Here is a 20,506-nt window from a genome sequence, read left to right on the forward strand (position 1 = left end):
GCCTGCGCACGCTCGGGGTCGACCTGTCGCACTCCCCGGCTGAGAGCGCTGGAGCGGTTCGCTCGAGCCGTTCGCCGCAGCTATGAGCGGGTGCAGCGGCCGCCCGGGCTGGTCGCCGGTGGGCGGCACAGCAGCCCGGCGTCGGCCGAACTCGTACTCAGATAGCGGCCGATGCACGTGTTCGCCGAGGTCCTGCCGCGTTCTGCGCAGAAGGTCAGGGCGGCACGGCCGTCGGCGAAGGGGCCCGGGGCGTAGATCACCCAGTAGCCCGGACGCAGCGACGCGTAGTCGTCGCTGCGGACGAAGGCCGCCTCGGGCACGGACTGCCGGATCTTGGCGAGCCGCAGGTCCCGGGCGACGGTGCCGGAGCCGACCGGCTCGGAGAAGAGCTGGGCGATCCAGCCGCCTGCTGATGGGGGCGGAGTGATCGGTGTGACCGGGGTAACCGTCGGAGTCGGCGTGGGCGTCGGCTTCGGCGTGGAGGCCGGGGCCGTTGTCGTCGCTGCCGACGACGACGTACCCGCGGACGAACCCTGGCTGCCGCCCGCCTTGTTGTCCCCCCGATCGCCCCGTGTGAGGACGAGCGCGGTCGCCGCGGTGACCGCCAGCGCCGCGGCGATCACGGCGAGGAGGATCGGTGTACGGCTCCGCGGCCCGTCCCGGGTGGGCAGTGGCTGAGGCTGTTGCGGAAGGGTCGGCCGCGGACTGTCCAGCTGAGTCGGTACGGGCGGCACGGGCGGCACCGGCCCGCCTGGCATCGGCGGCAGCCCGGTAGTGGTCATCGTCGGCTGCGCCCAGTGCGGCGCGGCACCCGACTCCACCTGAGCCAGCATCGTGTCCAGCCGTTCCGCGTCGGGGCGCGCAGCCGGGTCCCGTACGAGCAGTGCCTGAAGCACGGGCGCGAGCGGCCCGGAACGCGTCGGCGGGGGCACTGGATCGTCGAGCACCGCGGCCAGGGTCGTCAGCGCCGTGGTCCGGCGCAGCGGGCTGACGCCCTCGACTGCCACGTACAGCACGAGCCCCAGCGACCAGAGGTCGGACGCCGGGTCGTCGTCGCGGCCGCGGACTCTCTCGGGGGCGATGTATTCGGGCGAGCCGACGAGTTCGCCGGTGACCGTCAGCGACGTCGAACCCTGGAGTGCGGCGATCCCGAAGTCGGTGAGCACGGCGGTTCCGTCGGGACGCAGCAGGACATTGGCGGGTTTGACGTCCCGGTGCTGGATGCCCGCCGCATGCGCGGCGCGCAGGGCCGAGAGCACCTGACGTCCGATGCGCGCGGCTTCCTGCGGAGTCAGCGGGCCGCGGTCGAGCCTTTCGTGGAGGGAGACACCGGGCACCAGCTCCATCACGATCCACGGGTGGGGATCCATCGCCACGATTTGATGGATCGTCACCACATGGGGGTGACTGAGTCGCGCCAGCGCCCGCGCCTCACGAAGCACTCGCTCGCCGGCGGCCTCGGAAACACCGACATCGGACCGGACTGCCTTGAGGGCGACTTCGCGCTGAAGCACCGTGTCGCGCGCCCGCCACACCGTGCCCATGCCCCCGCTCCCGAGCCGCTCGATCAGCTCGAACCGCCCGTCGACCAGGTCCCCCGGTGTGTTCATGGGCGACAGGTTAGGGCAAGGCGCGCCGGGTCGGCTCACACGGTACGCAGCGCACGGGCGCGCGTGCGACACCGGTTCGGCTCACACGCCAGGCGGTGGGCGCGGCAACGGGTCACGCTGGAACAGCCCGCGATCCGATCGGGCCGGACAGCGGATTCTGAGGAGGAACCGCGATGCCTACGATGCCCTGGACCGCCACGGCGGCCGCCTCCGGAAGTGCGGCTCCGCTGCCCGACGAGGTGCTGATCCTCGGATCCCGCCTGATCCTGCGCAGGGCCTGGGACATTCCCCGCTTCTTCGCGGCCGCTCAGTCCATCAGGCGGCAGGTCCTCGCGGCCGACGGGTGTCTTGGCATGTCATTGAGGGCCGAGCCGTTTGTGAAGACTTTCTGGACGCTCTCCGCCTGGCGTGACCAGGCAGCGCTGGACGCATTCGTGGGAGCCCAGCCGCACGAACGGATCATGCGGGACTTCCACGCACGGCTGCGTGATCCGGTCATCATCAGCTGGACCGTGCCCCGCGGTGAGCTGCCGGTCGACTGGACCGATGCCGTCAACCGGATCGCCGGACACACATCCCGTTGACCCCGCCCTCACCCCACCCGGGCCCGCGCTCCGAGGCGGATCTTGCGGACATCACACGCCGGCCGGGCTGGGCCTTCCCGCCCGGCGCCGGAAGACGAACGCCGCCGCCACACCCGCGATCAGGCCGAAGAGGTGGCCCTGCCAGCTGACTTCGGTGTTCGCCGGGGATATGCCGAGCAGGATCGAGCTGCCCCAGATCGCGCCGATCAGCAGACCCACGCCCACGTCCAGCAGCTTGCGGTCCACGAAGCCGCGCACCACCAGGTAGCCGAAGAGGCCGAAGATCAGGCCCGAAGCCCCTGCCGTGTTGGTGTTGGACGGGGAGATCAGCCAGACGCCGAGGCCGTCCACCACAACGATGAGCAACGACACGGCCAGGAAGCGCCGGATGCCGCCGAGCGCGGCGAGGAAGCCGAAGACCAGGAGCGGGAGGCTGTTGGCCGCGACATGCCCGAAGCCGAAGTGGATGAAGGCGGACGGGACGATGTCGACCAGTTCGGACGGCTCGCGCGACACGATTCCGTACGAGTCGAGGGCATGGCCCGTGGCCACGTCGATCGCTTCCAGCGCCCACAGCAGCGCCACCCAGCCGACCATCAGCTTGGTCGCGGCCGCGACCCGGGACGACCCGCGCCACTCGCTGACTTCCGCGCCTGCCATCGCAGCCCCCTGCACCGTGCGTATGTATCCACCCCGGAAACGACCGGCGCACCTGCTCGGTTCCACCTCCGGCCGGTTTCGGCCCGGTGAGGACGCGGGCCACGCAGGGCGATGCGGTACGCACCCGTCGGGTCACGGTGACAGAAGTGGATAGGGGAAAGTAGGGCCATGACGTCGCTCTCCGGAATACACGGCCGATGACGCAAGATCAACCCTCGGTCCTCGAACCCGCCGCTGCCGAGCACGCCGCTCCGCCCGCTGTGCCTCACCCGCGAACGCCGTCGGCCACCGGGAAACCGCCGAGCCGCTTCGACGGCCTGCGGCGCCACCGGCGGTGGCTGTTCGCACTGGCCGTGGTCGCGCTCCTCGCGCAGATGGCCCTCGCCATGGTCACGACCGCGGTCAAGCAGACCCCGACCATCGACGAGCCCGTGTACGTGGGCACGGCGGTGGTCTACGTACAGCAGCACAGCCTGCGGTACAACCCTGAGCACCCACCGCTGGGCAAGCTGATCATCGCGACCGGACCCGCATTGGCCCACCCTCATCTCGACCCTGCCTTCGTCGGCAACCAAGGGGCGCTCGGGCGGCATCTCCTGTACGAGTCGGGCAACGATCCCTGGCGGGTGATGCTGTGGGCGCGACTGCCGGTGATCGTGCTGACCCTGCTGTTCGGGCTGGTCGTCCTCGCGTTCGCCCGTGATCTCACAGGCTCCGTGGGCGGGTTGACAGCGCTCGCCCTGTACGCGTTCTCGCCCGACGTCATCGCGCACGGATCGCTGGCCACGCTTGACGTACCCATGGCCGGCTTCCTGCTGACGTCGGTCTGGTTGCTCTGGCGGGCGCGGCTTCGGCCCCGCCTGTATCTCCCGCTCGCCGGGGCGGCGCTCGGCGCGGCGGTGTCCACGAAGATGAGCGCGCTGCCCGCGGTTCCGGTGCTGCTGCTCCTGGTCGTCCTGTCGGTCTGGTACGCCCGCCGGACACCCGGCACCGGCAGGCGCGGGACGGCGCGGCTGCTTGCGCTCGGCGTGGCGGCGGCGGTCGCGGTGGCGCTGGTCATGGTCGCCGTGGTGTGGGCGACGTATCTCGCCGTCGACCCGCGCCTGCGCTGGGCCGCGCCCGAGGGCGTGCCGGTCGCCCACGGGCTACGGGGACTTGCCGTCGACTGGCTGCCGTTCCCCCAGCCGTACCGGGACGGCATGCGCGTCCAGTTCGCCTTCGAGGACGCGAAGTGGACCGGCTTCCTGCTGGGCAGGCACTACGCCGGCTCGCTCTGGTACTACCTGCCGGCCGCGCTGCTGATCAAGACCCCCGTGGGCATGCTGGCGCTCTGGCTCGCCGGTGCTGTCGCCGTCGTGGCGCTGCCCCGGCTGCGGCCCGCGGCACCGTATGTGCTTGTCCCCCCGGCCGTGCTGCTGGCCGCGGCGCTCAGCGGGTCCCGCGACTTCGGTGTCCGCTACGCCGTCTTCCTGCCGATGTTCCTCGCCGTCGCGGCGGCCTGCGTGGTCACCTTGAGAAGGCGGTGGGCACACGTCGTGACGGCGGTGTTGGTCCTGTTCGTCGCGGTCACCTCACTGCGGACGTACCCGTACTACCTGCCGTACTCCAACGAGGCGTTCGGCGGCCCGTCGAAGACCCATCTGCGTCTGCACGACTCCAACGTCGACTGGGGCCAGGACCTGGGGAGGCTCGCCGACCGTCTGCGACAGCGCTATCCGGGGGAGAAGATCTGGCTCGTCTACAAGGGCAGCGGAGTGCCTGCCTTCTACGGCATCGACGCGTCCGACCCACGCACGGTGCCCCCGGACCAGGTTCACGGGCTGCTGGTCGTGTCCGACTCCTCGATCGCCAAGGCGGGCGGCCGCCTCAAGGCGCTGATCGACAGCAGCAGGCCGGTCGAGGAGGTCGGCCACTCGATCACGATCTTCCGCCGGCCATGACCCTGTCGGTGCCGGTCAACGGGCCTGGCGGCCGATGACGGCTGTGCCGAGGGTGCGCTTGGTGCGGGGTTCGACCGGCTCGTCGCGGGCCTGGGCCCACAGGGAGCGGACATGGCCCAGGTGGCGTGCCATGCAGGCCTCGGCGGCAACGTGGTCGCCCGCCACCATCAGGTCCAGAAGTTCCAGGTGTTCCTCGGCGGAGGAGATCAGCTGGCCGCGTTCGTCGAGCCGGGTCAGACCGTAGAGGCGGGACCGCTTGCGCAGCTCGCCGACGGTCTCGACGAGACGGTCGTTGCCTGCCAGGGCGAGCAGTCCGAGGTGGAAGCGGCGGTCGGCGTCCAGATACCCGATGAGGTTGTGCTCCCGCGCCTGGGTCACGATCTCCTCGGCGATCGGGCGCAGTGCCTCCAGCTGCTCCGCGGTCGCGGTCCGGGTGACATTGCCGACGGTCGGGACCTCGATCAGCGCGCGCAGTTCGGTGTACTGGTCGAGATCGCGTTCGCTGACTTCGGTGACCCGGAAGCCTTTGTTGCGTACGGGCTCGACCAGGCCCTCGCGGGCGAGGTCGAGCATCGCCTCGCGTACGGGGGTTGCGGAGATGCCGAAGTCGGCGGCGAGGCCGGGGGCGGAGTAGACGCTGCCGGGACGCAGTTCACCGGCGACGAGGGCGGCGCGCAGCGCGTGGGCCACCTGATCGCGCAGCCGTTCCTGGGCCGTGATCAGGTTGCGCTGCTTCAGGTCGCCCATGGCATGTCCTCCGGGATGATGCGGAGTGCCAGCGTACAATGTCACCTTTCAATGCCTGGTCGGGCTGGGGCTTTCGGTGCGGGCGGCCCCGTCGTGCGCACCACGACGGGACCGCCCAGAGGCTGACGCGTCAGCTGCGCAGCGGCCCCTCGCAGCGGTATGTCGACGAGCCTGCCTGCCGGTTGCTCCAGATGTCGACCGGCCCGAAGGAGCAGTTCATGTCGGCGAGGTTGTTCGACGCCGCCCCCGCCCGGTCGAGGATGAAGTAGTCGACCGTCTCGGACATGTCCTTGAAGACTCGGTCGGGGCTGCCCGCGTCGGAGAGATTCGCGGTGATCCTCCCGGTGCACGTGAAGCGCCGTTTGCCGGGTTCACCCCCCTCGGAGCACACCGGGTCGGCGTACGTGGCGGTGGCGAAGGCCTGGCGTACGGCTTCCGAAGTGGCGTCCCTGAGCTGATCGTTGGGTGTGAAGGTCGTGTTGGGCACGAACAGGTCGTCGACCTTGGCGATCTGCGCGTCGAGGAAGCTGTCGTACGCCCGCTGCAGCGCCGCGTCGCCGCCGAGGCGGGTGCGCCAGGCGTCGAAGCCCGCGGGGTCGTCCGCCCGCAGGTATCCGTACATCTCGCGGAGCAGGGAGGGGCGTTCGGTCCACAGGTACTCGAAGAAGGTGCCCGCGTAGTTGTAGAAGCGGAAGCCGTCCCCGTCGTACGTGGCGTGCAGCAGCTGGTTAACGGTCATGCGGGGGCCGCCGCCCGCGGTGTCATTGATGATTCCGCGGACCAGGGACTTGCGCACCTTGATCCCGTCGTCGCGGGTGGCGCCGTCGAAGAACTCGGCTGTCCCCTCGTCCATCGCGGTGGTCCGGTCACCGCTGTACCAGGGCCCTTCGCCGAAGTAACCGGGCACGGCCCAGCGGCCGTTGAGGTAGTGGACGTACTCGTGCCGGAACAGCTCCTCGAGAGTGAGCGAGGAGTCCTGCGGGACCCGGCGCTGATAGGTGTAGAAGGTGGCGCCGCGCTCGATGTAGATGCCGCCGTTCTGGGTCCCCATCCCCGTCAGGATCGGGTGGTAGACCTCGTAGTCGGCGCGCGATCCGTAGAGCACGATCGACAGCGAGGTGTTGGTGTCGCCGGCCAGCGGCTGCTCGGTGCCGAGGACCCGGTGGAATTGTGCCCTGACCTGCTTGCTCGCGTAGTAGAGCTGGTCGACGGTGGCGCGGTCGAGACCGGTGCGCACCTTGATGGCGCCGTTGTCGTAGGTGTACGTGTACGGGAAGATCTTCCGCTCGATGTCCTCCTTGCACACGGCGTAGGGCTTGCACGCCTCGTAGAAGTTGAGCCACGACACGAGTGAGGCCCAGGGACGGCTTCCGTCGCCGAAGTTGGCGCGTGCGACGGGCAGCAGGGCACCGAGGTCGGGAACGATCCGCGCCTTCAGGGCGTCGACCTGGCCGAAGCGGCCGTATTCACCGAGGGCGTCGCGCGCGACCCATTCGTTGACGGTGCCCTTGAGGTGCGTGTAGTCGGCGAAGGCCCGGAAGGAGGCGCGGTACGAGGGGTTCTCGGTGACCACGTTGTGGAAGGCCGAGTCCCGGTTGCCCGGGTAGATGCCGAGGTAGTTCACGGAGAGGGCTGCCAGGGCCGCGCCGCCCCAGGAGGCGTTGTCGTACTGCCCCTTGTGGTAGCGGTCCATCGTGGCGAGGACCTTTCTGATCAGCCCGAGCTGGCTGTGCCGCAGGCCGGGGGCGCTGCCCGTGTAGAGCGCCTCGCGCAGGGACTCGGCGTTGGTCCGCGTGACCTGGAAGGTGCGGGCCGCGGTGCCGAAGTCGTAGATGGCGCGCCGGAGGATCTCGGTGGTCGGGACGTCGGTGATGTCTATCTCGGGGCGCGAGAAGTCGTGGTACACGACGGCGTGGAGATAGGTGAACATCTCCAGCAGGTGGGTGCTGTTGCGGCCGTCGTGGGCGGCGGCGAGCGAGGAGATCCGGCGGCCGACGGCCTGGACGTGGGCGTCGGACATCACCGGCGTCAGCCGGGCGTCCCAGGTCCAGATGAGGTCTCGGAGGCAGCCGTCGGCGGTGACGGCCGGGTCCGCGAGGAAGTCGGCGAGCTGCTCCGGCGCGAGGCGCGTGATGCCTTCGAGGGTGCAGGGGACTCCGGCGGCGCTGACCGGGGCGCTCGAAGAAGCCTTGCTCTTGCCCGTGCTCTGGCGGCCGGGTGTGCGGCCTTCCGCCAATCCGCCGGGTGCGGAGGCCGGTTCGAAGGCGGGCTTGGGCGCCTTGGCAAGGTGTTCGACCTCGTCGAAGGGGTTGTCGGCGGCTGTGGTCGCGGGCGTGGCGACCGGGCCCGGCCGGGCGGCGAAGGTGGCGGGTGCCTTGAGGGTCGCCGACTCCCTGTCCACGGCTTGGGCGGTCTGCCCGAGCGGGGCGAGCAGGGCGACGGCTATTGCTCCGGCGAGCAGGGGTCTGCGCGCGGATCTGAGCTGGGACACCGGTGACTCCTGATGTGGGAGGTGGGAGGTGGCTGTGCGGTGTGACAGCGGTGCGGTCATCGCGAACCGACCGAGCACGGACGGGAATCGCTTCCCGGCTCGAAGGGTCTACGATGTGACCCGTAACATAGTAATGTGAAATTGCACTGACAACCCCTCAGAGCCCGTCCGTCTTCGAGGAGTTCCCGTGACTGCCGACGAAAGCTTCACCCACCTGCCCGCGCGCCCCGGCACGGGCAGCCATGACCTGCCCGTATCACCGGAGCTGGCGTCCTTCATGCGCACCGGCTGGGCGGCCACCCCGCTTCCTGCCGACACCCGCGTACCCGCCCACGCCGTCACACCGGCCCGCCGCGCCCGGCTCTCCGCGCTCTTCCCGGGCGAGCGACTGCTGATACCCGCCGGGCAGTTGAAGGTGCGCTCCAACGACTGCGACCACCGCTTCCGCCCGTACAGCGCCTACGCCTGGCTGACCGGCCTCACCGGGGAGGACCAGCCCGGTCACGCACTGGTCCTCGAACCGTCCGGGCCGCACGGCCACGAGGCGGTCCTGTATCTGCGCCCCCGCTCCCCCCGCGACGGCGACGAGTTCTACCGCGACCGGCGGTACGGCGAATTCTGGGTGGGCCGCCGTCCCGACCTCGCGGAGACCGAACGCCTCACCGGAATCCGCTGCGCGCACCTGGACGGCCTGGACCGGCTGCCGCCGGCCCTGGACGCCTCCAGCGACACCGCACTGGCCACCGCGCTGTCCGAACTGCGCCTGGTCAAGGACGCCTGGGAGGTCGGCCAGCTCCAGCTCGCCGTCGACCACACGACCGCCGGATTCGAGGACGTGGTACGCGCCCTGCCCCGGGCGCTGACCCATCCGCGCGGCGAACGCCACATCGAGGGCGTCTTCGGTCTGCGGGCCCGCGCCGAGGGCAACGGCACCGGCTACGACACCATCGCCGCGTCCGGTGCGCACGCCTGCGTCCTGCACTGGATCCGCAACGACGGCGCCCTCGACCCGACCGAGCTCCTGCTGCTCGACGCGGGCGTGGAGACCGACACGCTCTACACCGCGGACATCACGCGCACTCTTCCGCTGTCCGGCCGCTTCTCCCACGTGCAGCGTCAGGTGTACGAACTGGTTCTCGCCGCCCAGGACGCGGGGATCGCGGCCCTCAAACCGGGCGCGAGCTTCCGGGACTTCCACCGCGCCTGCATGCGGGTGATCGCGGAGGGCCTGACGGAGTGGGGCGTCCTGACCAGCCCCGAGGGCGACCTCCACCGCCGCTACACCCTGTGCAGCAGCGGCCATATGCTCGGCCTCGACGTCCACGACTGCGCCAAGGCACGCGCCGAGACCTACCTCGACGGCGTACTGGAGGAGGGCCAGGTCCTCACCGTGGAGCCGGGCCTCTACCTCCAGCCCGACGACGAGACGCTGCCGCCGCAGCTGCGGGGCATCGGCGTACGGATCGAGGACGACCTGGTCATCACCGCGTCCGGCGCCCGGCTGATGTCCGCGGCGCTGCCACGCACCCCGGACGCGATCGAGGAATGGATGGGCACGCTCACCGCCGGCTGATTCCCGCCTCCCCCATGCCCGGCATGCGCTCGATGGCCACCATCGCCGCATCGTCGCCCAGGCTTCCGCCGGCGTGACTCAGGAGGTCCTGGCACAGGCGGCTGAGGAGAACGTCAGGATGTTCTCCGGTCCACGCAGCCACCCGCTCCGCAAGGGGGTAGAAGGTGCCGTACCGGTCCCTGGCCTCGATGACTCCGTCCGTGTAGAGCAGGATGATGTCGCCCGGCTCGAAGGCGAAGGCCTCGGGGGCGACGTCGGAGTCCATGAATTCGGTGAGGCCCAGGGGTGGTGCCGGACGGCGTACGTCCAGCGCGGTGACCCGCCCACCGCGCAGCAGGAGGGGCGAGGGGTGACCGCAATTGATCAGGTCAAGGGTCGACTCCTTGTCCGGGACGTCGAGGACGGCCGCGGTGATGAATGCCTCGCCGTGATCGTCGGGGTCGTCGGGATCGGCCCCGGGGTCGTCCAGGTTCGAGGAGACGGTTCCCTCCAGATAGGCCACCAGCGCCGGCAGGTCGGCCTGCCGGTGGGCAGCGGCCCGGAAGGCGCCGAGGAGGAGAGCGGCGTCCCCGATCGCCTCCAGCCCCTTGCCCCGGACGTCCCCGATGATCAGCCGGGTCCCGTGTGCCGTGCGGGCGGCGGCGTACAGGTCGCCGCCGATCTGCGCCTCCGCTTCGGCCGCGAGATAGACGGAGGCGATACGCAGCGGACCGATCCGCTGCGGCAGCGGCCGCAGCACCACCTGCTGCGCCGCCTCGGCAATGGAGCGGAGCTGGATGAGTTCCTTCTCGTGCCGTTCTCGCAGGTAGGCGAAGAAGGTCACGATGACCGAGATCAGGATCAGCGCGATGATCTGGAAGGTGTGGTTCAGGTCGGTGAGGCTGGTGCGGACCATCGCGACCGCTGCCTGAGCCAGGACGGCGACCGCACCGATGAACGCGGTTGTCCGAGGCCCCGCGAAGGACGCGGTGACCGCGGGAGCGGCGACCAGGAAGGGGCCGAGGTGGACGTCGGGGGGAGCCAGGATGTCGACCGTCGTGACGATCGCGATCATCGCGAGGGGAACAGCCACAAGGGCGTGACCCGGCTCCCATGACCAGCGAGTGCTCCGGCGGAGTCGTCCATGACTCATAGGTCCTGCATACACCGCACCGTGGCTCCGCGCTCACGCCGCCACGATTGCACCCCGAAGGGGTTCGGGTTGGGGCCGGGCGGCCGCCGCGGTGGCGATTCGCCCGGCCCCTGAGCTCGCGCGGCGGTCGCCGCGCGGTCGGGATCAGCCCTCGACGACGCCCGACTTGGCGATCGTGACCTTCGCCTTGGGGGCACCGCTGCGGGAGCCCAGGCCCTCGATCCGCTTCACGAGGTCCATGCCCTCGACGACCTCGCCGAAGACGACGTGCTTATTGTCCAGCCAGTCGGTGACGATGGTCGTGATGAAGAACTGCGAGCCGTTGGTGTTCGGGCCCGCGTTGGCCATGGAGAGCTGGCCCGGCTTGGTGTGCTTGAGCTGGAAGTTCTCGTCGGCGAACTTCGCGCCGTAGATGCTCTTGCCGCCCGTGCCGTTGCCGGCGGTGAAGTCACCGCCCTGGAGCATGAAGTCCGGGATGACGCGGTGGAAGGAAGAGCCCTCGTAGCCGTAGCCGTGCTCGCCCGTGGCAAGCTCGCGGAAGTTCCTCGCGGTCTTGGGGACCACGTCGTCGAACAGCGCGAAGACGATCCGGCCGGCGGGCTCGTCGTTGATGGTGATGTCGAAAAACACGTTACTCATGGCTTCATCCTGACACCCCCAGTCACCGGACCGCACACCAGACCCGCCCTACACGGAGAATCCCGTCCGTCTGCAGTCCCATTGGGCCGGTCCGAAGGATCGCGAAGGGCCGTCCCGTGCAGGGAAGTTGAGGGCACCTGTACGTGTCTCGGCATGTTCGGGTGGATCCGACAGGGATATGGCCGCATTGACCTGCAGCATGGAGACAAGGTAAGCCTTACCTAAATTTCTTGTAAGATCTCAGTCCTCGGAGCCGTCGATGTCCAGCCACCCCTCCATCTCTTCGGTCGGCCCCCCGCCCGACCGGGACAACACCGGCCCCCTGCCGGTTTGGTGGACATCGGCCGCGGGTGCGCTGCTGATCTGCCTGGGCTGGACGGCATGCGTATGGATCTCCACGCACCTGCGCGCCGACCCCGCCCTGCACACAGCGGCCCTCTTCGTGCACCTGGCGTCCCTGGTTCTCGGCTTCGGAGCCGTTCTGGTGGCCGACTACTACGGACTGCTGTGGCTCACCGGCCGGTGCGAACTGGGCGAGGCGGTCGGGTGCGCGGCGCGCCTGCACACCCCGATCTGGGCCGGACTCGCAGGACTCGTGGCCAGCGGCATCATGCTCCACCCCGACCTCGCCTCCCCCCTCACCCGGATCAAGCTGGCCCTCGTACTGCTCCTCGCCCTCAACGGCCTGCAGGCCGCGATCCTGCGGCGCCGGATCGCCGGAGCAGCGGCGGCCTCCCCACCGGCGCGCACGCTGATGTGGGGCGCCGCCACCGCCCTCATATCCCAGGTCTGCTGGTGGGGCGCGCTGGCCATCGGCTTCCTCAACAACCAGGGATAGCGGCGACGCGGAGCCCATCCCCCGTGCGGCCGACAGGCGTCAGCAGATCCGCGGCAGCTGCTCCCCGATCGGCAGGTCCACCACCCGTGTGCCGCCGAGTCCGGTACGCGCCACCACCATGCCGGGGTGCGCCTCCACGGCTTCGCCGATCACCGTCGCGTCAGCGCCCAGAGGGTGCGAGCGCATCGCTTCGAGGACCGGCTCCGCGTGCTCGCGCGGGACGAACGCCACGAGCTTGCCCTCGTTGGCGACGTACATCGGATCCAGCCCCAAGACGGCACAGGCATTGGCCACGGGTGGCGGGACAGGAATGCTGCGCTCCTGGATGACGACTCCGACGCCGGAGGCCGCCGCGATCTCGTTCAGCGCGGCTGCCAGCCCTCCGCGCGTGGGGTCGCGCAGCACGTGCAGGTCCGGGGTGACAGCGAGCATCGTCTGCACCAGACCGCCGAGCGCGGCGCAGTCGCTCTCGATCTCGACACCGAACTCAAGGCCCTCACGGACGCTCATGATCGCGACGCCATGGACGCCGATCGCGCCACTCACGATCACCACATCACCGGGGACGACGCGCTGCGGCCGCAGATCGACGCCGTTCGGGATGATGCCGATCCCGGCGGTGTTGATGTAGATCCCGTCGCCGTGGCCGGCCTCGACGACCTTGGTGTCACCGGTCACCACTTCGACCCCCGCGGTGCGTGCGGCGGTGCCCAGCGCCCCGGCCACGCGTGAGACCACCGAGAGCTCGACCCCCTCCTCCAGGATGAACCCGCAGGAGAGATACGCGGCGTGGGCACCGCTCATGGCAAGGTCGTTGACGGTGCCGTTGACGGCCAGGTCGCCGATACTGCCGCCGGGGAAGAACAGCGGCCGCACCACGAAGGAATCCGTGGAGAAGGCCAGCCGGACCCCGCCGAGTGAGAGCGCCGCGGAATCGCCCAGCTGCCGCAGCACCTCTCCCCCGAAGGCGGGCGCGAAAATGTGCTGGACGAGTTCGGCGGAGAGGGCGCCGCCACCGCCGTGGCCCATCACCACCCGGCTCTGGTCCCGCAGCGGGGCCGGACAGGTCCACGCCGTGGGATCCGGCAGCTCGGTGGTCTGCGGCGAACCGTTCACCGGCGTATCGATGACCGGCGTAGCGATCGAGGGCGCTTGTGTGGTCTCAGACAACGGGGCTCGCCTCCAGCGATGCGGTCTTGATGTCCAGTCGCCGGTAGAGGTAGTACGCGGCGCACGCGCCCTCACTGGAGACCATGGTGGCGCCGAGCGGGGTCCGGGGCGTGCACAGCGTGCCGAAGGCCTCGCACTCATGGGGCTTCAGCAGGCCCTGCAGAACCTCGCCGCTGCGGCACTCCGCCGGCTCCCTGGTCTGGATGCCGGAGACCGAGAAGCGGTACTCGGCGTCGAAGTCCCGGTACCGCGTGGACAGCCGCCAGCCGCTGCCGGGAATGATTCCGATACCGCGCCAGGCGCGGTCGGTGACCTCGAAGACATCCGCCAGCATGGCCTGGGCGGCGGGGTTTCCCTCGGGGCGGACGGCACGCGGGTAGGCGTTGTCGACGGTGTGCTCGCCGCGTTCCAGCTGCCGTACGGTCCTGCGTACCCCCTCGAGGATGTCCAGGGGCTCGAATCCGGTCACCACGATCGGGACACCGAACCGTTCCGCAAGCTCGGGATACTCCGACACGCCCATCACGCTGCACACGTGCCCGGCCGCGAGAAAGGCCTGCACCCGGCAGCTCGGGGACTGCATGATCGCCTCGATCGCGGGAGGCACCCTGACATGGGACACCAGCAGGCTGAAGTTCCGGATCCCGAGCCTGCGCGCCTGATACACCGTCATGGCGTTGGGCGGCGCGGTCGTCTCGAATCCGATGCCGAAGAACACCACCTCCCGGTCCGGGTTCTGCTGAGCGATCCTCAGGGCGTCGAGCGGCGAGTAGACGACCCGTACATCGCCGCCTTCGCTGCGGACCTGGAACAGGTCACGGCCGGTGCCCGGCACGCGGAGCATGTCACCGAAGGAGCAGAAGATCACCTCCGGACGGGAGGCGATCTCCAGCGCCTTGTCGATCACTTCCAGCGGGGTGACACACACGGGACAGCCGGGTCCGTGGATCAACTCCACCTGATCGGGCAACAGTTGGTCGATGCCGTGCCGGATGATGGTGTGCGTCTGTCCCCCGCAGACCTCCATCAGCGCCCACGGTCTGGTCACGGTGGAGTGGATGTCATCCAGCAGGCGCCGCGCCAGATCCGGGTCCTGGAACTCGTCGATGTACTTCACTTCTGTGCCTCCTGGGGTGTGTCGATACCGGCGACGGGCAGCGGGGATCCACCCGCTTGTGCCGCGAGCTCCCACGGATCGCCGAACTCCTCCTGGAGCATCCCGAGCGTGGCGAAGAGCTCCAGCGTCTGCTTAGCCGACTCCTCGTCCAGGCGCTGCAGTGCGAACCCGACGTGGACGATGGCGTACTCGCCGACCTGGAGGTCCGGCAGATACTCCAGGCACACCTCCTTGACGACGCCACCGAAATCGACGTTGGCCATACGGGTGCCGTCGCGTTCCTCGATGTCCAGGACTCTCCCGGGTACCGCCAGACACATGCGCTTCTCCTCGCTGTGGGGGTTTCGTGGCCCGCTCTCACCGGGCACATCGTCAGTCGCTGTTCGACCGCTGGGCCACGGCGGCGTGTGCGGCCACCATCAGTTGCCCGAGCGCCAGTCCCCCGTCGTTCGGCGGGACGTGGCGGTGGCGCAGGACGGTGAAGCCGTCCTCGCGGAGCATCCGCGCGCACGCCGAGGAGAGCAGGACGTTGGCGAAGACACCGCCGGTCAGGGCTACGGTGTCCGGCCCGTGCTCCTCTCGCGCCATGACGCACATCGTGTGTACGAGACCGGCGACGGCCCGGTGGAAGCGCGCGGCGACGAGGGCCGGGGATGTGCCCGCCCGTACGTCGGCGACGACCGCTGCCAGAACGGGAGCGGGGTCGGCGGCTGCCGGGGCCCGGCCGTCGCCCGCGGGCCGCACGGCGAACGCGTAGCCCGCGTCGTCCTCGGCCGCTGCCGTCAGGGCGGCCGCCTCCAGCTCGACGGCTGCCTGAGCTTCGTATCCGGACCGGTGGCAGACGCCCGCGAGCGAGGACACAGCGTCGAACAGCCGCCCCATGCTGGAGGTGGGCACACAATTCAGGTTCCGCTCCAACTGCTGCTCCAGGACGCGGAGTTCACCGGGCGGGCAAGCGGCGGTGCAGGGCAGGTCCGGGGACCAGGCGATGCCTGCTGCGCGCAGATGGGCGAGTGCCATGCGGTACGGGCGGTGCACCGCGGCGTCGCCGCCCGGCTGGGAGACGTAGGCGAGGTGTCCGAGGCGGCTGAACCGGTCGTAGTCCGCGAGCAGGAACTCCCCGCCCCACACCGCCCCGTCGTCACCGTAGCCAGTGCCGTCGAACGCGACCCCGATGACCGGGCGCGTCCCGTCCAGTCCGTGCTCCGCCATCGTGGAGGCGATGTGCGCGTGATGGTGCTGGACCCGTACGACCGGCCGTCCGGCCGCGTGCCGGGTGGCCCACTGTCCGGAGCGATAGCCGGGATGCCGGTCTGCCCCCAGCAGCTCTGGGTGCACTCCGGTGATCGACTCCATTTGCGTCTCGGCGCGCTCGAAGGCCTGCTGTGTGGCGAGGTCGTCCATGTCCCCGATGTGCGCCGACAGCCAGGCCCTGCGCCCTTCCGCGAGACAGAACACGTTCTTGAGGTCGCCGCCGACAGCGAGGGCCGCGGGCACCGGTACGGGCAGTGCGACGGGCAGCGGGGCGTAGCCACGAGAACGGCGGACGATCAGCTCCTCCCCGTCGCACACCCGCACAACGGAGTCGTCACACGGCACATGGATCCCGCGGTCGTGCATGAGCCAGGCGTCCGCAATGTGCGCCAGCCGGGTCAGCGCGTCGCTGTCCTGCGTGACGATCGGCTCCCCCACCACGTTCCCGCTGGTCATCACGAGCAGCCGTGGCCCGGTATCGCCGGGCAGGCCGAGAAGCAGATGGTGCACGGGTGTGTACGGAAGCATCACGCCGAGATCGGGACTGCCCGGGGCGACCTCCTCCGAGACCCTGGGAAGTCCCGCGCCGGTGCGCCGCCGCAGCAGGACGACGGGCCTGACCGGGCCCGTCAGCAGGCTTCGCTCCTCGAGGCCCAGATGCACGAGGTGCTCGATGTCGGCGACGGTCCTGGCCATCAGGGCGAAGGGCTTGTTCCCGCGGGCCTTGCGCCTGCGCAATGTGGCCACGGCCCCGGAGTTGGAGGCGTCGCAGGCGAGGTGATATCCGCCGAGCCCCTTCACCGCGAGGATCGCGCCCTGGGCCAGGAGTCTGCGGGCCTCGGCCACGGGGTCCGCGGCGGAAACGGGCCGGGGTGCGGGCCGGGGTGAGCCTTCCGTATCCGCTTGCCCCGCGAGCAGACGCAGGCGGGGGCCGCAGGCGTGGCAGGCGACCGGCTGCGCGTGAAAGCGGCGGTCGGCCGGATCGGCGTACTCCCGGGCGCAGTCGGCGCACATCGGGAAGTCGGCCATCGTCGTGTGGTCCCGGTCGTACGGAAGACCTCGGACGATCGTGAAGCGGGGGCCGCAGTGTGTGCAGGTGATGAAGGGGTGGCGGTGACGCCGGTCGGCCGGATCGGCCAGCTCGGCGAGACAGGCGGCGCAGGTCGCCATGTCCGGCGAGACCAGGGTGCGCGCGGGGCCTCCGGTCGTGGAGGGGGCAATGACGAACGCGTCACCGCCAGTGGCGGGGACCTCATGGTGGTCGACGGACTCGACGCGCGAGAGAGGCGGCGCCTGCGCGCCGATGCGGTCGCAGAACAGGGCGACATCGGCGGGCGGTCCCTCGACTTCCGCGACAACGCCCTCACCGGTGTTGGTCACATGACCGACAAGGTCGAGCCCGGTGGCGAGCGTGTACAGGAACGGCCGGAACCCGACGCCCTGCACCACGCCCCGGACGGTGACCCGCCTGCGCTGCACCGCCTGATCGGCGACGGCGACGCCGGCGGGCGGCTGCGGACCGCTCACGAGCCGGACGGCGCCGTGGCGGCGGAGGCCGCCGCAGGGGTGTGCGTTCCGTGATCGTGGTGATGGCACCGCTCCTGACGGGCCATCACGGGTGTGTGCACGGGTTCGCCGTCGGCCGCCGCCGTCGCCCGGTCCAGCAGCGCGCCCACACCGTCGCCCCGCCGCGCCGACGTCAGCAGCACTTCCACCCCGGGATTGACCTGCGCGACATTCGCCCGGAACGCCGCCTCGTCGAACTCGACCGCCTCCGCGATGTCGGTCTTGGTCACCACGACCAGGTGCGCCAGACCGAAGGCGGTGGGGTACTTCAGGGGCTTGTCCTCCCCTTCCGTCACGGAGGCGAGCACGACCCGCAAGGTCTCGCCGAGGTCGTACGAGGCCGGACAGACCAGGTTGCCGACGTTCTCCACGAACAGCAGCCGGGTGTCATCGGGCAGCCATCCCTCCAGGTGCCCGCCCAGCATCCCGGCCTCCAGGTGACACAGACCGTCGGTCAGCACCTGCTTGACCGGGACGCCTGAACGGGCCAGCCGCACGGCGTCGTTCTCGGTGGCGAGGTCGGCGGTCAGGGCCGCGACCCGTACTCCCCGCTCCCGTGCCCGCAGCAGCTCACCCTCCAGCAGAGCGGTCTTCCCGCTGCCGGGGCTGGACAGCAGATTGACAACCGTGGTGCCGCGGGCGGCAAGGCCGGCGCGCAGCGCGTGCGCGGTCGCGTCGTTCTTGGCGAGGACCGCCTGTTGCAGATCGACCACACGGCACATGCTTCAGCACTCCTCGGAAATGGGTTCACGGGTGCGTCGGTGCCCCTGGCCGTCCTCCACCTGCACGCTGACGATCTGCAGTTCGCGGCCCGACAGCAGCTCGTCGGTCGCTTTTCCGCACACCGGGCAGCACAGCTCGGGCGGCATGCCGACCGCCCACTCGTCCGCGCACATCGCGCAGCGGGCCCGGCCCGGCACGAACTCCGTGATCAGCTCGGCACCTTCCAGGACGGTCCCGGCACAGGCCAGTTCGAAGCAGAAGGACAGGGCGTCGGGGACCACTCCGGCCAACTCGCCGACGTGGAGCCGTACGGACGTCACGGCGGTGACGTCGCCCGCCTCGGCGGCCGCCTGCTCCACCTGGTCGACGACAGCCACCGCGACGGACATCTCGTGCATCGCTCTCCGTCCTGGCACAGGCCGACCGCGGCCGAACGCTCCGGACCCGGTGGGCGTCGCCCGCCCGTGCAAGCTGAGGGCTGGGGCCGTTCGGCATCCATTACAGGCCGGGACCACGTGGCCCGGAGCCCGGCGCGCCGTCGCGACCGGGCTGCGTACGCCGTTCGGGGCAGCGGCGGACATCACCGCCAACGACTGGTCCCTACTCGATCAGGGCGGCCTCGAAGGAGCCCCCGAGGTACCGCTCCCGACTGTCGCGCCGTTGCAGCTTGCCCGTCGTCGTCAGCGGCAGCGTCCCCGGCTTGAGAAGGACGACATCGTGAACCTGGATGCGGTGACCGGCATGGACGGCGCGCCTGATCTCCCGCTTGATCTCCTGGGCGTTCACCGGCTCATCACTCTCGCCGCCGACTGCTGTCGTCGTCTCGGCGAGCACGATGAGCCGCTCGTGTGCGCCGTCGTCGACCGACACCGCGCACGTACCGAACTCGCGGACTGCCGGGTGGCTGGCCTCAACGGTGGCTTCGATGTCCTGCGGGTAGTGGTTGGCACCGGCGATGATGATGACGTCCTTCGCCCGACCGGTGATGAACAGCTCCCCGCTGTGTAGAAATCCGAGGTCACCGGTACAGAGAAACCGCTCGCCCGGCTGGTCGGGAAGGGTCCCCATGAAGGTCTCGGCACTCTCCTTGGGAGCGTTCAGGTAGCCCGTCGCGACGCTCGGGCCGGACACGAAGATCTCGCCCACCTCGTCCTCTTCGCAGGGCTTGCCTGTCTCCAGGTCGACGGCAATAGCCGTGCTCAACGGATGGATCGGGCCGCAGCCGACCAGCTCCCGACTGTCCTGTGCCGACGCGGCTGGGCGCACCTTTCCGGCGGAGAGCGCCTCGGAGTCCACCCGCAGGACTTCCGGGCCCTTGCCGACCGGACAGGCCGTGACCATCACTGTCGCCTCGGCGAGGCCGTACGCGGGGGACAGCGCCTCGCGGCGGAAGCCGGCCTCTGCGAATGCCGCGCTGAAGCGGTCGAGCGTGTCGGCGCGGACGGGCTCACCTCCAACCAGAGCCATCTCCCAACGGCTGAGGTCGAGTTCACGGCGCTGGGTGTCGGTCACCCGGCGGACGCACAGGTCGTAGGCGAAGTTCGGCGCGCAGCTGTCCGCGCGTCCGAGCCGGGAGATCGCTCGCAGCCACGTGAGCGGACGCTGTACGAATGTCATCGTCGGCAGCAGTGTGACGTCCCGGCCGGAGAAGAGGGGGTCGAGGACGTTGCAGATGAGGCCCATGTTGTGGTGCGGCGGCAGCCACGACACCGACGACGGGCGGGGCAGCCCGGCATCGTCGGCAGGCCGGCGCGTGTTGTCGTATATCAACGACAGGTTGTGCAGCACATTGCCGTGAGTGATCGCGACGCCTTTCGGCACGCCGGTCGATCCCGAGGAGTACTGCAGGTAGGCGACCATCTCGGCGGCGGCCGCCGGCGGGGTCCATTGCGGGGCCAGGTCGAGGCAGACCTCGTCGGTCGCCACCCCTGTGAGTCGGGCGAGTCCGTCGATGCCGGTGAGGACCGGCTCCGCGGCGGCAAGCATCGGGCCGGTGGACAGGAACAGGGAGGGCTCCGCACTCGCGGCGATCGACTCCACCCGGGTCCACTTGGCGTTACCCCGCGTGCCGTCGAGCGGAGCCACCGGGACCGGGATCAGACCCGCGTAGATGCAGCCCAGGAAGGCGGCGTGGAAATCCAGTCCGGGCGGGTAGCTCAGCAGCGCGCGTGCGCGCGTGGTGGGAACCTGCTTTCGCAGCGTCACGGCGATCGCCCGTGCGTGGTGGTCGAGTTCGGCCAGGGTGAGTGAGTCCGATTCCTCGACCCCGTCGCCCAGGAACACAAAGCTCTTCCGGTCGGGCTCGGCCGCCGCGCGAGCGCGGCACAGGTCGGTAAGCGTCGGCAGCTCGCCGTACTCGCCGGCCACCCCCTCGGGCAGTCGGACACCGTGCTGTTGATCAGTACGCATGAGACCACTCCAAACGGAGGAAGGAGGAAGGAGGGCGGCGGACAATATGCGCG

General features: G+C 70.1%; 17 protein-coding genes. 4 read left to right on the forward strand and 13 right to left on the reverse strand.

Annotated elements, in window-relative coordinates; translation table 11 throughout:
• Nucleotides 1-80: 80 nt before the first annotated feature.
• Nucleotides 81-1,610, reverse strand: a complete 1,530-nt coding sequence (locus OG741_RS03375; RefSeq protein ID WP_405594970.1) for a serine/threonine-protein kinase — start codon at nt 1,608-1,610, stop codon at nt 81-83.
• Nucleotides 1,611-1,783: 173 nt separating this feature from the next.
• Between OG741_RS03375 and OG741_RS03380 the strand changes: the two genes are divergently transcribed.
• Entirely contained in the window at nt 1,784-2,194 is a 411-nt protein-coding gene (locus OG741_RS03380; RefSeq protein ID WP_405594973.1) for a putative quinol monooxygenase, read from the forward strand.
• A 51-nt stretch (nt 2,195-2,245) separates the two neighbouring features.
• On the opposite strand, the gene OG741_RS03385 is transcribed toward OG741_RS03380, so the two are convergent.
• Nucleotides 2,246-2,854 (reverse strand): rhomboid family intramembrane serine protease, encoded by a 609-nt coding sequence (locus OG741_RS03385; protein ID WP_405594975.1) that lies wholly within the window; start codon nt 2,852-2,854, stop codon nt 2,246-2,248.
• A gap of 197 nt (nt 2,855-3,051) precedes the next feature.
• Between OG741_RS03385 and OG741_RS03390 the strand changes: the two genes are divergently transcribed.
• On the forward strand, nt 3,052-4,794 hold the full coding sequence (locus tag OG741_RS03390) for a phospholipid carrier-dependent glycosyltransferase (protein WP_405594976.1): 1,743 nt from the start codon (nt 3,052-3,054) through the stop codon (nt 4,792-4,794).
• 15 nt (nt 4,795-4,809) lie between these two features.
• Here the strand turns inward: OG741_RS03390 and OG741_RS03395 are convergent, their stop codons facing one another.
• Together OG741_RS03395 and OG741_RS03400 are read right to left on the reverse strand one after the other, a co-directional pair.
• Complete coding sequence (locus OG741_RS03395; protein ID WP_405594977.1) at nt 4,810-5,541, reverse strand: GntR family transcriptional regulator; 732 nt, start codon at nt 5,539-5,541, stop codon at nt 4,810-4,812.
• Between the two features lie 130 nt (nt 5,542-5,671).
• On the reverse strand, nt 5,672-8,032 hold the full coding sequence (locus tag OG741_RS03400) for a collagenase (protein ID WP_405594979.1): 2,361 nt from the start codon (nt 8,030-8,032) through the stop codon (nt 5,672-5,674).
• Between the two features lie 187 nt (nt 8,033-8,219).
• Here OG741_RS03400 and OG741_RS03405 point away from each other — a divergent pair, with 187 nt between their 5' ends.
• The gene (locus tag OG741_RS03405) at nt 8,220-9,605 is read left to right on the forward strand and encodes an aminopeptidase P family protein (protein ID WP_405594981.1); all 1,386 of its coding nucleotides are present in this window, start codon (nt 8,220-8,222) and stop codon (nt 9,603-9,605) included.
• On the opposite strand, the gene OG741_RS03410 is transcribed toward OG741_RS03405, so the two are convergent.
• Nucleotides 9,592-10,737, reverse strand: a complete 1,146-nt coding sequence (locus OG741_RS03410; RefSeq protein WP_405594983.1) for a PP2C family protein-serine/threonine phosphatase — start codon at nt 10,735-10,737, stop codon at nt 9,592-9,594. The genes OG741_RS03405 and OG741_RS03410 overlap by 14 nt on opposite strands.
• A gap of 144 nt (nt 10,738-10,881) precedes the next feature.
• The gene (locus tag OG741_RS03415) at nt 10,882-11,376 is read right to left on the reverse strand and encodes a peptidylprolyl isomerase (RefSeq protein WP_328681480.1); all 495 of its coding nucleotides are present in this window, start codon (nt 11,374-11,376) and stop codon (nt 10,882-10,884) included.
• A gap of 259 nt (nt 11,377-11,635) precedes the next feature.
• On the opposite strand from OG741_RS03415, the gene OG741_RS03420 reads away from it, so the two are divergent.
• Entirely contained in the window at nt 11,636-12,214 is a 579-nt protein-coding gene (locus OG741_RS03420; protein WP_405594985.1) for a hypothetical protein, read from the forward strand.
• A gap of 39 nt (nt 12,215-12,253) precedes the next feature.
• On the opposite strand, the gene hypE is transcribed toward OG741_RS03420, so the two are convergent.
• From hypE to OG741_RS03455, 7 genes are all read right to left on the reverse strand, one after another.
• Nucleotides 12,254-13,330, reverse strand: a complete 1,077-nt coding sequence (gene hypE / locus OG741_RS03425) for a hydrogenase expression/formation protein HypE (protein ID WP_405605363.1) — start codon at nt 13,328-13,330, stop codon at nt 12,254-12,256.
• 46 nt (nt 13,331-13,376) lie between these two features.
• Complete coding sequence (gene hypD / locus OG741_RS03430) at nt 13,377-14,501, reverse strand: hydrogenase formation protein HypD (protein ID WP_405594988.1); 1,125 nt, start codon at nt 14,499-14,501, stop codon at nt 13,377-13,379.
• Nucleotides 14,498-14,821, reverse strand: a complete 324-nt coding sequence (locus OG741_RS03435) for a HypC/HybG/HupF family hydrogenase formation chaperone (RefSeq protein WP_405594990.1) — start codon at nt 14,819-14,821, stop codon at nt 14,498-14,500. Before OG741_RS03435 ends, hypD begins: the two co-directional genes overlap by 4 nt.
• A 52-nt stretch (nt 14,822-14,873) precedes the next feature.
• A complete protein-coding gene (hypF, locus tag OG741_RS03440; protein ID WP_405594992.1) occupies nt 14,874-17,282 on the reverse strand; it encodes a carbamoyltransferase HypF in 2,409 nt (802 codons plus the stop codon).
• Nucleotides 17,279-18,043, reverse strand: coding sequence for a hydrogenase nickel incorporation protein HypB (gene hypB, locus OG741_RS03445; RefSeq protein WP_405594994.1), 765 nt, complete (start codon nt 18,041-18,043; stop codon nt 17,279-17,281). Before hypB ends, hypF begins: the two co-directional genes overlap by 4 nt.
• Nucleotides 18,044-18,046: 3 nt before the next feature.
• The gene (hypA, locus tag OG741_RS03450; protein ID WP_405594996.1) at nt 18,047-18,442 is read right to left on the reverse strand and encodes a hydrogenase maturation nickel metallochaperone HypA; all 396 of its coding nucleotides are present in this window, start codon (nt 18,440-18,442) and stop codon (nt 18,047-18,049) included.
• A gap of 202 nt (nt 18,443-18,644) precedes the next feature.
• A complete protein-coding gene (locus tag OG741_RS03455) occupies nt 18,645-20,453 on the reverse strand; it encodes a fatty acyl-AMP ligase (RefSeq protein ID WP_405594998.1) in 1,809 nt (602 codons plus the stop codon).
• Nucleotides 20,454-20,506 lie beyond the last annotated feature (53 nt).

It is taken from the genome of Streptomyces sp. NBC_01410 (assembly GCF_045040195.1).
Classification (GTDB): Bacteria; Actinomycetota; Actinomycetes; order Streptomycetales; family Streptomycetaceae; genus Streptomyces.

What these genes read in the sequence shown, in the direction of transcription:
- OG741_RS03375 (WP_405594970.1), bottom strand. Translation starts at nt 1,610, where the DNA reads ATGAACACACCGGGGGACCTGGTCGACGGGCGGTTCGAGCTGATCGAG.
- OG741_RS03380 (WP_405594973.1), top strand. Translation starts at nt 1,784, where the DNA reads ATGCCTACGATGCCCTGGACCGCCACGGCGGCCGCCTCCGGAAGTGCG.
- OG741_RS03385 (WP_405594975.1), bottom strand. Translation starts at nt 2,854, where the DNA reads ATGGCAGGCGCGGAAGTCAGCGAGTGGCGCGGGTCGTCCCGGGTCGCG.
- OG741_RS03390 (WP_405594976.1), top strand. Translation starts at nt 3,052, where the DNA reads ATGACGCAAGATCAACCCTCGGTCCTCGAACCCGCCGCTGCCGAGCAC.
- OG741_RS03395 (WP_405594977.1), bottom strand. Translation starts at nt 5,541, where the DNA reads ATGGGCGACCTGAAGCAGCGCAACCTGATCACGGCCCAGGAACGGCTG.
- OG741_RS03410 (WP_405594983.1), bottom strand. Translation starts at nt 10,737, where the DNA reads ATGAGTCATGGACGACTCCGCCGGAGCACTCGCTGGTCATGGGAGCCG.
- OG741_RS03415 (WP_328681480.1), bottom strand. Translation starts at nt 11,376, where the DNA reads ATGAGTAACGTGTTTTTCGACATCACCATCAACGACGAGCCCGCCGGC.
- OG741_RS03420 (WP_405594985.1), top strand. Translation starts at nt 11,636, where the DNA reads ATGTCCAGCCACCCCTCCATCTCTTCGGTCGGCCCCCCGCCCGACCGG.
- OG741_RS03435 (WP_405594990.1), bottom strand. Translation starts at nt 14,821, where the DNA reads ATGTGTCTGGCGGTACCCGGGAGAGTCCTGGACATCGAGGAACGCGAC.
- hypB (WP_405594994.1), bottom strand. Translation starts at nt 18,043, where the DNA reads ATGTGCCGTGTGGTCGATCTGCAACAGGCGGTCCTCGCCAAGAACGAC.
- hypA (WP_405594996.1), bottom strand. Translation starts at nt 18,442, where the DNA reads ATGCACGAGATGTCCGTCGCGGTGGCTGTCGTCGACCAGGTGGAGCAG.
- OG741_RS03455 (WP_405594998.1), bottom strand. Translation starts at nt 20,453, where the DNA reads ATGCGTACTGATCAACAGCACGGTGTCCGACTGCCCGAGGGGGTGGCC.